11 protein-coding genes and 1 pseudogene are annotated in these 14,590 nt (G+C 64.4%); 7 read left to right on the top strand and 5 right to left on the bottom strand.

All coding sequences use genetic code 11. The features are described from left to right. The first annotated feature begins 1 nt into the window (after position 1). From ACUXVA_RS27525 to cnbZ, 7 genes and pseudogenes are all read left to right on the top strand, one after another. Positions 2-1,153, top strand: coding sequence for a Gfo/Idh/MocA family protein (locus ACUXVA_RS27525; RefSeq protein ID WP_445489296.1), 1,152 nt, complete (start codon positions 2-4; stop codon positions 1,151-1,153). Between the two features lie 9 nt (positions 1,154-1,162). After that, positions 1,163-2,353, top strand: coding sequence for a dihydrodipicolinate synthase family protein (locus ACUXVA_RS27520; RefSeq protein ID WP_265083631.1), 1,191 nt, complete (start codon positions 1,163-1,165; stop codon positions 2,351-2,353). Beyond that, entirely contained in the window at positions 2,353-3,216 is an 864-nt protein-coding gene (locus ACUXVA_RS27515; RefSeq protein ID WP_265082762.1) for a sugar phosphate isomerase/epimerase family protein, read from the top strand. The genes ACUXVA_RS27520 and ACUXVA_RS27515 overlap by 1 nt, the downstream gene beginning before the upstream one ends. A gap of 81 nt (positions 3,217-3,297) precedes the next feature. Beyond that, positions 3,298-3,999: a TetR/AcrR family transcriptional regulator gene (locus tag ACUXVA_RS27510; RefSeq protein WP_445489293.1), complete on the top strand. Its 702-nt coding sequence runs from the start codon at positions 3,298-3,300 to the stop codon at positions 3,997-3,999. A 1-nt stretch (position 4,000) separates the two neighbouring features. Continuing rightward, a complete protein-coding gene (locus ACUXVA_RS27505) occupies positions 4,001-5,194 on the top strand; it encodes an efflux RND transporter periplasmic adaptor subunit (RefSeq protein WP_265082764.1) in 1,194 nt (397 codons plus the stop codon). Between the two features lie 116 nt (positions 5,195-5,310). Further along, the gene (locus ACUXVA_RS27500) at positions 5,311-8,412 is read left to right on the top strand and encodes a MexW/MexI family multidrug efflux RND transporter permease subunit (RefSeq protein ID WP_445489291.1); all 3,102 of its coding nucleotides are present in this window, start codon (positions 5,311-5,313) and stop codon (positions 8,410-8,412) included. 95 nt (positions 8,413-8,507) lie between these two features. After that, positions 8,508-9,258, top strand: a pseudogene (gene cnbZ / locus ACUXVA_RS27495) (2-amino-5-chloromuconate deaminase CnbZ). A gap of 87 nt (positions 9,259-9,345) precedes the next feature. On the opposite strand, the gene ACUXVA_RS27490 reads toward cnbZ, so the two are convergent. From ACUXVA_RS27490 to ACUXVA_RS27470, 5 genes are all read right to left on the bottom strand, one after another. After that, a complete protein-coding gene (locus ACUXVA_RS27490) occupies positions 9,346-10,275 on the bottom strand; it encodes a transposase (protein ID WP_265080989.1) in 930 nt (309 codons plus the stop codon). Positions 10,276-10,522: 247 nt separating this feature from the next. Then, complete coding sequence (locus ACUXVA_RS27485; protein WP_445489289.1) at positions 10,523-11,506, bottom strand: ABC transporter ATP-binding protein; 984 nt, start codon at positions 11,504-11,506, stop codon at positions 10,523-10,525. Then, positions 11,503-12,495 (bottom strand): ABC transporter ATP-binding protein, encoded by a 993-nt coding sequence (locus ACUXVA_RS27480; RefSeq protein WP_265082768.1) that lies wholly within the window; start codon positions 12,493-12,495, stop codon positions 11,503-11,505. Before ACUXVA_RS27480 ends, ACUXVA_RS27485 begins: the two co-directional genes overlap by 4 nt. A gap of 29 nt (positions 12,496-12,524) precedes the next feature. Next, on the bottom strand, positions 12,525-13,463 hold the full coding sequence (locus tag ACUXVA_RS27475) for an ABC transporter permease (RefSeq protein ID WP_265082769.1): 939 nt from the start codon (positions 13,461-13,463) through the stop codon (positions 12,525-12,527). Positions 13,464-13,473: 10 nt separating this feature from the next. Then, positions 13,474-14,454: an ABC transporter permease gene (locus ACUXVA_RS27470; protein WP_265082770.1), complete on the bottom strand. Its 981-nt coding sequence runs from the start codon at positions 14,452-14,454 to the stop codon at positions 13,474-13,476. Positions 14,455-14,590: the final 136 nt, after the last annotated feature.

Genomic DNA, 14,590 nt, shown 5'->3' with positions numbered 1-14,590 from the left:
TATGGCTGTCCATCGCCTCGGCATCATCATGAACGGCGTCACTGGCCGCATGGGACTCAACCAGCATCTGGTGCGCTCGATCGTCGCGGTCCGCGCGCAGGGCGGCGTGACCCTGAAGAACGGCGACCGCATGATGCCGGATCCGATCCTGGTCGGGCGCAATGCCGAGAAGATCGAAGGCCTCGCCAAAAAGTACGGCATCGAGCGCTGGACCACCGATCTCGACGAGGCGTTGCAGAACAAGGACGACACCATCTTCTTCGATGCCGCCACCACGCAGGCGCGGCCCGGCCTGCTCAACAAGGCGATCGCTGCCGGCAAGCACATCTATTGCGAGAAACCGATTGCGACCAACCTTGCCGCCGCACTCGACGTCATCAAGCAGGCCAATGCCAAGGGCCTCAAGCACGGCACCGTGCAGGACAAGCTGTTCCTGCCCGGCCTGAAGAAGCTGGCGATGCTGCGCGACAGCGGCTTCTTCGGCAAGATGCTGTCGGTGCGCGGCGAGTTCGGCTACTGGGTGTTCGAAGGCGACTGGCAGGAAGCGCAGCGGCCGTCCTGGAACTACCGTGCCGAAGACGGCGGCGGCATGATCCTCGACATGGTCTGCCACTGGCGCTACGTACTCGACAATCTGTTCGGCGAAGTCGAGAGCCTGACCTGCCTCGGCACCACCGACATTCCGGCGCGCTGGGACGAGCAGGGCAAGAAGTACACGGCCACCGCCGATGACTCCGCTTACGCCACCTTCAAGCTGAAGGGCGGCGTGATCGCCCACATGAACATGTCGTGGGCGACGCGCGTCTATCGCGACGATCTCGTCACCTTCCAGGTCGACGGCACCCATGGTTCGGCCGTCGCCGGCCTCAGCGAATGCATGATCCAGGCTCGCCAGGCGACTCCGCGGCCGGTGTGGAATCCCGACGAGAAGCGTACCCACGACTTTTACGCCGACTGGCAGAAGGTGCCGGACAACGCCGTCTACGACAACGGCTTCAAGGAGCAGTGGGAGATGTTCATCCGCCACGTCTGCGAGGACGCGCCGTACAAGTACACGCTGCTGGAAGGCGCCAAGGGCGTGCAGCTTGTCGAATGCGCGCTGGAAAGCTGGAAAGAGCGCCGCTGGATCGATGTCCCCACGCTCAAGGTCTGAGGTCGCATGATGAACAAGCCAGTCCAACCCATGTCGTCATTGTCGCTGAAGCTGCCGAAGGCCGATCGTTCGCTTGAAACCTATCGGCTGGCGGCGTCACGCAGTTTTCCCGCGAAGCTCACGGGCACGCTGAACCGCGTGGCGTTCTCGGCCGCCCATGTGGTGGCCGATCCGCTGGCCGAGGGCGATCCGTGGCTGACCGCGGCGATCGACTGGGACCGCACCATCGCGTTTCGCGAGCACATCTGGGACCTCGGCCTCGGCGTGGCCGAGGCGATGGACACCGCGCAGCGCGGCATGGGGCTGGACTGGCCGACCTCGCTGGAACTGATCAGGCGTTCGGTGGCGGCGGCCAGGCCGCGCGGCGGTCTGGTATTTTCCGGCGCCGGCACCGATCATCTCGCGGTGGAAGATGCTAGGTCGCTCGACGACGTGATCCACGCCTATGAGGAGCAGATCGCAGCGGTCGAGAAGGCCGGCGGCCGCATTATCCTGATGGCCTCGCGGGCGCTGGCCAAGCTCGGCAAGAGTGCCGAGGATTACGGTCGCGTCTATGACCGCGTGCTGTCGCAGGTCAGTCAGCCCGTGATCATCCATTGGCTCGGCGACATGTTCGATCCGGCACTGGCGAACTACTGGGGCACGTCCAGCCTCGACGCGGCCATGGACATCGCGGTGGACGTCATCAACCGCAACGCCGCCAAGGTCGATGGCGTCAAGGTGTCGCTGCTCGACGCGCAGCGCGAGATCGACATGCGCCGCCGGCTTGTGCCGGAAGTGAAAATGTATACCGGCGACGATTTCAACTATGCCGAACTGATCGCCGGCGACGACAAGGGTTTTTCCCACGCGCTTCTGGGCATCTTCGACGCCATCGCGCCGGCGGCATCCTATGCGCTGTCGCGGCTGGCGGCGGGGGATGAAAAAGGCTTTCGCGACGTGCTCGGCCCGACCGTGCCGTTGTCGCGGCATATCTTCAAGGCGCCGACGCGCTTCTACAAGACTGGCATCGTGTTCATGGCCTATCTCAACGGCCACCAGGACCATTTCACCATGATCGGTGGGCAGGAGAGCACGCGCTCGACGCTGCATCTGGCCGAACTGTTCCGACTCGCCGACCAGGCCGGACTGTTGTCGAATCCGGAAAAGGCGACGCAGCGGATGAAGGCGATTTTGGCAACTCGCGGGATCGAAGCCTGATGCGCGATTTCTCTGGGGATCATCGCTGGCTGTCGCTGAACACCGCCACCGTCCGCAAGCAGGGCGACCTCGCCGAGATAGTCGATGCCTGCGCCAGGCATGGCATCCGTGCCATCGATCCGTGGCGCGACCAGGTTGCTTCCATCGGGCTCGATCGCGCCGCGAAGGTGATCCGGGACGCAGGCATCGAGCTGTCCGGCTACTGTCGCGGTGGCATGTTCGTCTCCGACGAGGCGCATCGCCAGCAGCAGCGCGATGACAACCGTCGCTGCGTCGACGAAGCCGTGGCATTGAAAGCGCCGTGCATCGTGCTGGTGGTGGGCGGCTTGCCGCAATATTCGCGGCCAGGAAGTAGCCCATCGAAAAATATCGCGAACGCGCGCGCCCAGGTCGAAGACGGCATTGCGGAGATGATGGACTACGCCAAGCAGGCCGGCATGCCGCTGGCCATCGAGCCGCTGCATCCGGCCTATGCCGGCGACCGCGCCTGCGTCAATACGACGGAGCAGGCGCTGGACATCTGCGACCGGCTCGACCCCAACCGCACGGGCATGCTCGGCGTCGCGCTCGACGTCTATCACATCTGGTGGGATCCGGAGCTGCCGCCGCAGATCGTTCGCGCGGGCAAGGACCGGTTGATGGCGTTCCACGTCTGCGACTGGCTGGTGCCGACCAAGGACATCCTCAACGACCGCGGCATGATGGGCGACGGGGTCATCGACATCAAGTCGGTGCGCGCGGCGGTCGAGGCGCAGGGCTTCGCCGGCTATTCGGAGATCGAGATCTTTTCCGAGAGCTGGTGGGGCAGGCCGATGGACGATGTGCTGGAGACATGTATCGCCAGACACAAGACGGTCGTTTAATATCGGAGCGCCTGCGTGATTCTACCTTGGTGCATCGCATCATTTCGTTGACTTTTGCTCAAGTGAGTGGTTACTCACAATATGAGCAGTTTACGGATGACCCATGACCTCCGGCGGGAGCTGATCCTGAGCGCGGCGAAGCGTTGCTTCGCGCGCAATGGATTCGCCGGCACCACGACCAAGAGCGTGGCGGCGGCGGCGAAGATTTCCGAAGGCCTGTTGTTCAAACATTTCCCGACCAAATCGGCGCTGTACGCCGAAATTCTCGCCGAGGAGTGCGATGCCGATCCGGAGCTGAACAAGCTGCTGGGGCTACCGCCGTCGACGGCCACGCTGGTGGTGCTGATTCGCGGCATGGTCGGGCATTTCCTGGAGATCTCCGAACACCCGGACCAGGAGGAAGCGCAGCGCATGCGGCTGATGATCATCAGCCACCTCGATGACGGCGAGTTCGCCCGCCTGCTGTTCAACAAGATCAACGAGTTGATCGGACCGGCCTTCACGGCAGCCTTCGAGCAGGCCGTTCTGGCCGACGACGCCGTGCGCGGCACCGGCGAGCCGATCAACCTGTTCTGGTTCGCGCACCACACGGTGATGATGGCGGCGCTGTCGCGACTGCCCGCGGTGCCGTGCCTGTCCTATGCCCATGCGGCCGATCTCGACCGGCAGTCTGGTGAATTTATCCTTCGCGGTATTGGTCTTAAAGAAACGGCAATTGCATCGCATCTGGACCGCGCGTTAGCGGCGGATCTGGTGCAGCCGGCAACGACAGAAAGCGCATGACATGACGATCACCACACAAGCCAGTGCGGCGCCGCGCGCCACCGTCGAGAAGCCGCGCCCGCGTCCGGTGCGCATGATCAAATGGTTCATCATCGTCGGCCTGCTGCTGGCACTGCTGGTCGGCGCGCTGGTTGGCTTCAATTCGTTCCGCGCCATGAAGATTGCGGAGTTCTTCGCCAACAACAAGCCGCCGCCGACCCTGGTCACCGCGGCCGAGGCAAAGTCCGAAGTGATTCCAAACCTGATCAACGCCGTCGGCGATCTCGCCGCCGTGCATCAGGTCAACGTCACCTCCGACGTCAACGGCCGCATCACCGACATCATGTTCAAGGCGGGCTCCACGGTGAAGGCCGGCACGCCGCTGGTGCAGCTGTTCGACGCCCCCGATCAGGGCGATCTCGCCAGCTTCAAGGCCCAGGCCAAGGTGGCGGAATTGAACCTCGATCGCGCCAAGCAGTTGGCCGCGCGCCAGTTCGGCCCGCAGGCGACGGTGGACACCGCGCAGGCTGCCTATGACCAGGCGCAGGCAGGCATTGCCAAGACCGAAGCGGTGATCTCGCAGAAGCTCGTGCGCGCGGCATTCGACGGCGTGCTCGGCACCCGCCGCGTCGAGGTCGGACAGTATCTCACCGCCGGCACCCAGATCGTGTCGTTGACGGATCTGTCCGCCGTGTTCGCTAACTTCACGGTCACCGAGAAGGATTCGGGAACGCTCAAGGTCGGCCAGGTCGTGCGCATCTCCGTCGATGCCTATCCCGGCCGCAAGTTCGAAGGGGCGCTGACGACCATCGAACCGCAGATCAGCGCCGACACCCGCAATATCCGCGTGCAGGCGACGATCCAGAACCCCGAGGGCATTCTGAAGCCCGGCATGTTCGCCACCACCACGGTGGTGCTGCCGGACAAGCCGGCCGTGATCACGGTGCCGGAAACCGCAGTGGACTACACGCTGTACGGCGACTCGGTCTACCTGATCACCGAGAAGAAGACCGACGACGGCAAGACCAGCCTCAATGCCGTGCGCACCTTTGTGAAGACCGGCGATCGCATCGATGGTCGCGCTGTCATCGTCCGCGGGCTGAACCCCGGCGACAAGGTGGTGCAGGTCGGCCAGCTCAAGCTGCAGTCCGGTGCCGCGGTGGCGATCTCGACCGACCCTGCGCCGCAGATTCCGGCGAAGGCGCCGCTGAACTGATACGGTCGAACGGATCGCGCCGTGCGCGATCCGTTTCCGGCGATTTGTTGAATCAATTCTCGCATCGATGCGCGGCCGTTGAGGCCGGCGTCGGATGCCGGTGACGGAGCGTCGCAATGGTTTTCACGGACATCTTCATCAAGCGCCCGGTGCTGGCGCTGGTGGTCAGCCTGCTGATCCTGCTGATCGGCTTCAAGGCCGCCACCAGCCTGCCGATCCGGCAATATCCCAAGCTGTCGAACACCGTGATCACCATCACCACGGTGTATCCCGGCGCGTCGCCGGACCTGATGCAGGGGTTCATCACCACGCCCATCGAGCAGGCCGTCGCTGCCGCCGAAGGCCTGGACTACATGACCTCGGCCTCGACCCAGGGCCAGAGCCTGATCTCGGTCTACGTCAAGCTGAACAACGATCCCAACGCCGCGCTCACCGAAGTGCTGTCGAAGGTCAACTCGGTCAAGTACCTGATCCCGAAAGAGGCCAACGATCCGGTGATCGTCAAGTCGACCGGCTCGACCACCGCGGTGATGTATCTCGGGTTTTCCAGCGAAGAGCTGTCAGGCTCGGCGATTTCCGATTACCTGACGCGCGCAGTGCAGCCGGTGCTGTCCACCGTCGACGGCGTCGCCTCGGCCGACATCCTCGGCGGCCAGACCTTCGCGATGCGGCTGTGGCTCGACCCGGTGCGCATGCAGGGTCGCGGCGTTTCGCCGGATGACGTCACCGCGGCGATCCGCGCCAACAACTTCCAGTCCGCGGCCGGTCAGACCAAGGGCTACTACATCATCTCCAACGTCACCGCGAATACCGATCTGCAGAATGTCGATCAGTTCAAGCGGATGACCATCAAGGCCAAGGACGGCGGCTTCGTGCGCATCGAGGATGTCGCCACCGTCGAGCTGGCGGCGCAAACCGCCGATGCCAGCGTGGCCTTCAACGGCGAGCGCGCGATCTTCATCGGCGTCCAGTCGACCCCGCAGGGCAATCCGCTCAACATCGTGGCGGGCGTGCGCAAGCTGTTCCCCGAGCTGGAGCGCAACCTGCCGCCGTCGCTGAAGATGAAGGTGGCCTACGATTCCACCAAGTTCATCACCTCTTCAATCAACGAGGTCGAACACACGCTGATCGAGGCGGTCGGCATCGTCATCGTGGTGATCTTCCTGTTCCTCGCCTCGTTCCGTTCGGTCATCATCCCGGTGGTCACCATCCCGCTGTCGCTGGTCGGCGTCTGCAGCCTGATGCTGGTGATGGGCTTCTCCATCAACATGCTGACCCTGCTGGCCATGGTGCTGGCGATCGGCCTGGTGGTCGACGACGCCATCGTGGTGGTGGAGAACATCCATCGTCATCTCGAGGAGGGCAAGTCGCCGGTGCAGGCCTCGCTGGAGGGTGCCCGCGAAATCGTCGGCCCGGTGATCTCCATGACCATCACGCTGGCGGCGGTCTACGCGCCGATCGGCTTCCTCGGCGGCCTCACCGGCGCGCTGTTCCGCGAGTTTGCCTTCACGCTGGCCGGCTCGGTGATCGTCTCCGGTGTGATCGCGCTGACGCTGTCGCCGATGATGTGTTCGGTGCTGCTGAAGCAGGAGGAGCCGGGCTGGTTCGCCAAGAAGGTCGATATGGTGTTCGGCGCCACCACGCGCTGGTACGGCCGTCAGCTCGACCGTTCGCTGGATTACCGTCCGATCACCGCGCTGTTCGCCGTCGTGATCCTCGGCCTCGTGGTGTTCATGTATCAGCATACGTCGAAGGAACTGGCGCCCGAGGAAGATCAGGGCATCCTGTTCGCTGTGACCAAGGCGCCGAAATACGCCAACATCGATTATGCCGACTTCTATAGCGACAAGATGGACAAGGTCTTCCAGAAGTTCCCGGAAACCGATCTGCGCTTCATCATCAACGGCACCAACGGTCCCTCCAACGGCATTGCCGGCATGGCGCTGAAGCCGTGGGACGAGCGCACGCGCTCGACCACCAAGCTGAAGCCGCTGGTGCAGGCCGAGCTCAGCAAGATCGAGGGCGTCAATGCCTTCGCCTTCAACCTGCCGGCGCTGCCCGGCGGACCGGGCGGCCTGCCGATCCAGATGGTGATCAACTCCACCAATGGCTTCCAGTCGGTCTATGAGGAGATGAACAAGCTCAAGGACGCCGCGCGCAAGAGCGGTCTGTTCATCGTCGCTGATAGCGACCTCGACTACAACCAGCCGGTGGTCAAGGTGAAGGTCAACCGCAACAAGGCCAACGACCTCGGCGTCACTATGGCGAGCATCGGCAGCACGCTGTCGACGCTGCTCGGCGGCAACTACACCAACCGCTTCAACCTCGAGGGGCGCTCCTACCAGGTCATTCCGCAGGTGCCGCGCGCGTTGCGGATTTCGCAGGACTCGCTGGCAAATTACTATGTTGCGAGCACGTCCGGTCAGCAGATCCCGCTATCGACGCTGGTCACCGTGGAAACCGCCACCAACCCCAACGCCCTGTCGCACTACAACCAGCCGAATTCGGCGACCTTCCAGGCCGTTCCGATGCCAGGCGTCACCGTCGGTGCCGCGGTCGACTTCCTGGAGAGCGCGGCCAAGCAGTTGCCGTCCGGCTTCAACCACGACTACCTCGCGGATTCCAGGCAGTACGTGCAGGAAGGCAACCAGCTCGCTATCGCCTTCGGCTTTGCGCTGATCATCATCTTCCTGGTGCTGGCGGCGCAATTCGAGTCGCTGCGCGATCCGCTGGTGATCATGATCTCGGTGCCGATGGCGATCTCGGGCGCGCTGATCCCGCTATTCTTCGGTGTGGCGACGATCAACATCTACACCCAGGTCGGCCTGCTCACGCTGGTCGGACTGATCTCCAAGCACGGCATCCTGATGGTGGAGTTCGCCAACGAGCTGCAGCTGAAGGAAGGCCTCGACAAGCGCTCGGCCATCGAGATGTCGGCCCGCGTGCGTCTGCGCCCGATCCTGATGACCACGGCGGCCATGGTCACCGGCCTGCTGCCGCTGCTGACCGCAGCGGGTGCCGGTGCGGCCAGTCGGTTCTCGATCGGTCTTGTGGTGGTGTCCGGCATGATGATCGGCACGCTGTTCACGCTGTTCGTGCTGCCGGCGGTTTACGTCGCGATCGCCACCGATCATCGCGCCGGCAAGGAATCGCAGCGCGCGAAGGAGATCGAGGAGTTCGACATGCAGCATTCCTCGCCGGCGCTGCGGCCGACCTGAGCTTGCGAGAGCGGATTCTTTGAGGTTTGATGGCGGATCGAACATCGTTCGATCCGCCATTTCTTTGTGTGCTTTCGCAATCGACAGGAATCCCCATGACGCGCGACTTTCCGGCCGGAAACTACAGCTACATTCCCGCCGTGTTCCAGTACTCCAGCGGCGTCAAGGCGCATCCGGATTTCGAGATCGAGCGCGTCCGCTTCGACCAGCCGGTTCCACTGGCGGACGGCTTTTCGATGATCGCCGATTACATCGAAGCGGCCGATCGTCCGCTGACGTCATTCTGCGCCTGCGAGTTGCGATCGCCTGCGGCTGTCGACGAAGCCGGCTTTCGCGCTTTCAACGAGCGCTACGTTACGACGCTCGCTGACTGGGGCATCTTCGATGGCGTCGGCACCAACAATCCGGTGGCGCGCAGCAACGTCTGCCCCGAGATCGATCCGCCGTTGGAGCCGTCCTTCTACGCCTTCTGCTTCACGCGGCCGATGCTCGGCGCGCGGCCGAGCTTCGTGATCGCCGGCGGCGCGGAGTCGCGCGGCGGCCCCCGGCAGCTATCCGGAACGAATCGTGCGCTATCGCGATCTCAGTCCGGCCGCCTGGCAGGACAAGGTCCGTTTTACGGTCGGCGAGATGGAAAGCCGTCTCGGCGCCTTCGGCCACGGCTGGAAGGATACCACCGCGACGCAGGTCTACACCGTGCACGATTTCCATGCCGTGGCTGCCGACGAACTGGTGCGTCACGGTGCGGCCCGCTCCGGCCTGACCTGGCACTATGCCCGGCCGCCGGTTGTTGACCTGGAATTCGAGATGGACACACGGCGGGTGTCGCGGGAATTCGTGATCTAACGGCAAGGCCTCGTGCCCCGGACGCGGTGCATGACGCTGCTCTTGCAGCGTGGTGCACCGCAGATCCGGCAACTGTAATTTTCGTGATCAAGCGTGAAAGGGCGCTTGATCACGAAGCACCGCATTGAGGGTGACGAGCAGCTTGCGAGCGACGGCGATCAGGGCGATTTTGGCGGGTTTGCCCGCGTCTCTCAGGGCACGATAGGCTGCTGCGAACCGGGATTTGGTTCGAGTGACGGAGACGGCCGCCATGTAGAGGGCTTCGCGGACCCGGCGCCTGCCGCCGTGGATCTTGCGGGCACCGCGGAACTTGCCGCTATCGACATTGAAGGGCGCCAGTCCAGCCAAAGCGGCGATGGCCTTTGGCGAGCGGGAGCCGAGTTCCGGCATCAGTGCCAACAGCGTGGCGGCGCAAACCGGGCCGATGCCCGGCACCGAGCGCATCAGGCGTTGTGCGGCGTGCAGGCCCTGCTGCCCGGCAATCAGGGTGGCGATCCGCCGATCGATGCGCTGGATAGCCTGATCGAGCCAGGCGATATGCTGCATCAGCTCGTCCAGCAGGTCGGCGCCGGTTGCGGCAAGGCGGGTGCGCTCCTGCTTGCGGCAGGCGACGAGCTGATCGCGGCGCTTGTGCAGGTCGGCAAGCTGCTCCCGCGCCGGGTCGGTGGTGCCGTCGGCGCCGGGCCGCAGGCATTGGGCCATCGCCGCCAGCATCCGCGCGTCGATTGCGTCGGTCTTGGCGAGCAAGCCGATGGAGCGGGCGAAATCCCGGGCGCGGGCGGGGTTGACCCGCGCGAAAGCGATACCGGCCGCGCTCAAGGCCCGGCGCAGCGCCTTGTCGTAGTGGCCGGTGGCCTCGAACAGCACGAATACATCGCTGCCGGCCCACCCCGCGATCAAGGCGTTGACCGCCTCGGGGAGGTTGTCGATGCGGCGCACCGTGCCGATGTTGCTGTCGAAGACGTCAAGAAAGTCCTTGGAGATATCGATTCCAACGAAGCCAGGATGTATGATCATGATGCCTGTCCCTGTGCTGCGAGGTCCGCGGCGAACGGCCTCGATCAACTGTTCAGGTGTGGGTAATGTAGCGCGGGCGGGTGCCAAGCCGGATCACGGTCTTCATGACCAGGGGCCCAACGGCATCCCGCCCGCACCCATCATGACAGATCCCGACTACACAGGGGCCCATGCTCAGTTGTGCGTCGATTGGGTCCCGGATCTGCGGAGCAGCGCAAGAGCGCTGCACCGCGTCCGGGAAACGAGGCTAGGGCGCTGAAACCCCATTCACCGCGTGACACGCCACGCCATCGATCAATTCCGGCACCACGGCGCGGCACAGGTCGAACACGTCCGGGCAGCGCGGATGGAACGGGCAGCCGGACGGCGGGTCGATCGGGTTGGGGATCTCACCCTTCACGGCGATGCGGGCGCGGCCGGACATCGCCAGATCCGGCACCGCACCGAGCAGCATGCGGGTGTAGGGCATACGCGGATGGCTGAACAATTCGCGGCCTTCGGCAATCTCGACAATGCGGCCGAGATACATCACGCCGATCCGGCTTGCCATGTGCCGGACCACCGCGAGATTGTGGCTGATGAACAGGTAGGTCAGGCCGAACTTGTCCTGCAGGTCGCGCATCAGGTTGAGGATCTGCGCCTGCACGGAGACGTCGAGCGCCGAGGTCGGCTCGTCGCACACGAGAAACTCGGCTTCCGAGGCCAGCGCGCGGGCGATAGCCACGCGCTGGCGCTGGCCGCCGGAGAATTCGTGCGGAAACTTCTGCGCATCGTCGGGATGGAGCCCCACCAGCGCCAGCAACTCGCCGACGCGGCCGTTGATGTCGCGCTCGCCCTGGATCAGGTCGAAGGCGCGGATCGGCTCGGCAACGATGGTGCCGACGCGCCTGCGCGGATTGAGCGACGCATAGGGATCCTGAAAGATCATCTGGATGCGCTTGCGCAGCTTCTGCCGCGCTTGCGCCTGTCGGGGATCGCTCATGGAGACGCCGTCGATGATGACCTCGCCGGAGGAGGGCGGCAGCAGCCCCACCACCATGCGCGCCACCGTGGTCTTGCCCGAGCCGGATTCGCCGACCAGCGCAAAGGTCTCGCCTTTGGCGATATCGAACGATACGCCGTCCACCGCGCGCAAGAATTCCATCGGGCTGCGCTCGATCACCCGGTTCAGCCAGGGCCTTGAGACGTCGAAGGTCCGACGGAGGTTACTCACCTCTACGAGTTTCGTCATGCCGCGGACTCCGTCGCCGCGTCGCGGTCATAGAGATGGCAGGCGACGCTCTGGGCGCCGACGGGGATCGGCTCCGGCCGCTCGATCCGGCAGCGATCGAAGGCAAAGGCGCAGCGCGGGTTGAAGGCGCAGCCCGGCGGAATGTTCGACAGCCGCGGCATCGAGCCCGGAATTTGCACGAGGCGCTTGCTGGCGTCGCCGGCGAGCGTCGGGATCGCGCCCATCAGGCCCTTGGCATAGGGATGCAGCGGATTCTGTACCACGTCGCGCACCGGGCCGATCTCAGCGATGCGGCCGGAATACATCACCGCGACGCGGTCCGAGGTCTCGGCGATCACGCCCATGTCGTGGGTTACCAGCATCACCGCGGTGCCGTGGTCGCGGCCGAGCCGCTTGATCAGCGCGATGATCTGCGCCTGTACGGAGACGTCGAGCGCGGTGGTCGGCTCGTCCGCGATGATCAGTTCGGGCTCGGCAGCGATCGCCAGCGCGATCACCACCCGCTGGCGCATGCCGCCGGAGAACTCGTGTGGATAGGCATCGATGCGTTTTTCCGGCGCGGGGATGCCGACCTCGGCGAGCAGGTCGATGGCGCGTTTTCGCGCGGCGGTTTCGTTGAGGTTGAGATGGGTCCGGATGGTTTCGACCAGCTGGTCGCCGATCCGGTACAGCGGGTTCAGGCTGGTCAGCGGATCCTGGAAGATCATGCCGATGCGCCTGCCGCGGATTCTCCGCATGTCCTCCGGCGGCAGATTGTCGATGCGCAGGCCGGAGAGCCAGATCTCGCCGCCGGCAATGCGGCCGGGCGGGTCGATCAGGCCGATGGCGGCGAGGCCGGTGACGGATTTGCCGGCGCCGGATTCGCCGACCACGCCCAGCACCTCGCCCTTGGCGATGTCGAAAGAGACGCCGTCGATGGCGCGCAGCGCGCCGCGCCGATTGACGAACTCGACCCGGAGATCGCGGACGGAGAGGACGGGTTCGATCATGCGCGGCTTTGCCTGAAAGGGGTGTGACGTCATCGCAGTTTCGGATTCAGCGCGTCGCGCAGCCAGTCGCCGAGCAGGTTGATGGACAGGATCAGCGACGCCAGCGCCAGGCCCGGAAAGATCACCACCCACCACTCGCCGGAGAACAGATAGTTGTTGCCGATGCGTATCAGCGTGCCCAGCGACGGCATGGTGTCGGGCATGCCGGAGCCGAGGAACGACAGCGTCGCTTCGGTGATGATGGCCAGCGCCAGGTTGATGGTGGCGATCACCAGGATCGGCCCCATGGTATTGGGCAGCACGTGGCGGATCATGATCACCCGCGCCGGCAGCCCGATCAGCTGCGCCGCGGCGACATAGTCCCGGTTCTTCTCCACCATCACCGAGCCCCTGACGGTGCGGGCATATTGCACCCAGAAGCTCAAGCCGATGGCGACCACCAGCACCATGAGGGTGGTGGTGGCATCGAGCTGGTTGCCGAGCGCCGATTTGACGACGCCGTCGATCAGCAGCGCGATCAGGATGGCGGGAAAGGTCAGCTGCACGTCGGCGATGCGCATGATCAGGGTGTCGATCCAGCCGCCGAAATAGCCGGCGATCAGGCCGAGCGAGATGCCGAGCACAGCTGCGAAGGCCACGCCGAGCACGCCGACGGTGAGCGACACCCGCAGGCCGTAGAGGATGGCGGAGAGCACGTCGCGGCCCTGTTCGTCGGTGCCGAGCAGGAACGGACTCTGGCCATCCGCGGTCCACAGCGGCGCGATGCGCGAATTGATCAGTTCGAGCTGCGCCGGATCGAAGGGGTTTTGCACGGCCAGCCAGGTGGCGAAGATCGCCAGCAGGAAGAACACCAAGGTGACGAAGGCCGCCACCATGGTCATCTTCGAACGGCGGAACAAATAGAAGATGTCGCTATCGATGGCGCGCGCGAACAGGGAGCGATGGCGCGGGGCGGGAATGTCGGTCATGTTCGTGCGCTCATGCCGGCCGGCCCACGGTGGCGCGCAGGCGCGGATCGACGATGGTGTAGAGGATGTCGACGATCAGGTTGATGGTGACGAAGATCAACGACACCACCAGCAGGTAGGCGGCCATGATCGGAATGTCGACGTTCTGCACCGCCTGCACGAACAACAGCCCCATGCCGGGCCACTGGAACACGGTCTCGGTGATGATCGCAAAGGCGATCACCGAGCCGAACTGCAGGCCGGCGACGGTGATGACCGGCACCAGCGTGTTCTTCAGCGCGTGGCCGAAATGGATCGCCCGCGTGGTCAGGCCGCGGGCCCGGGCGAAGCGGATGTAGTCGGTGCGCAGCACTTCGAGCATTTCGGCGCGCACCAGCCGCATGATCAGCGTCATCTGGAACAGGCCGAGGGTGATCGACGGCATGATCAGCGCCTTGAGGCCGGACGCCGTGAGCAGGCCGGTGGTCCACCAGCCGAAATGCACGACGTCGCCGCGCCCGAACGATGGCAGCCAGCCCAGCACCACCGAGAACAGGTAGATCAGCAGGATGCCGATCAGGAAGGTCGGCAGCGAGATGCCGATCAGCGACACCGCCTGGAACAGCTTCGCGAGCAGCGAGTCGCGGCGCAGCGCGCAATACACCCCCATCAGGATGCCGGACAGCATCGCCAGGATGGTGGCGCAGGTGGCGAGTTCAAGCGTCGCCGGCATGCGCTCCTTCAGCAGGGCCGAGACCGGCTGGCGAAACTGGTAGGAGACGCCGAACTTGAACTGCGCCGCATCAATAAAATAGCGCGCGAACTGCACGGGAACGGGATCGTCGAGCCCGAGCGATTTGCGGATCTGCATACGCTGCTCATACGAGGTATCGATCGACACGATCTGGTTCACCGGGTCGCCGGCGAAGCGGAACATGGCAAACGAGATGATACCCACGGCGATCATCACGCCGACAGATTGCAAAGCGCGGCGCAGAATGAAAGCGAGCATGGAGTCCTTTCGCTTTCTCAAAAGGTGAATGCGGCGAGGCGCATGAACAACGAAACGGGGCCCTCATGGTAAGGAGCCCGCCGCTGGGCGGGCGTCTCGAACCATGAGTTGTTGTGCTCATCCTTCGAGACGCCGC

It is taken from the genome of Rhodopseudomonas sp. RCAM05734 (assembly GCF_052658035.1).
This window is presented reverse-complemented; position numbering and strand designations above follow the sequence as displayed.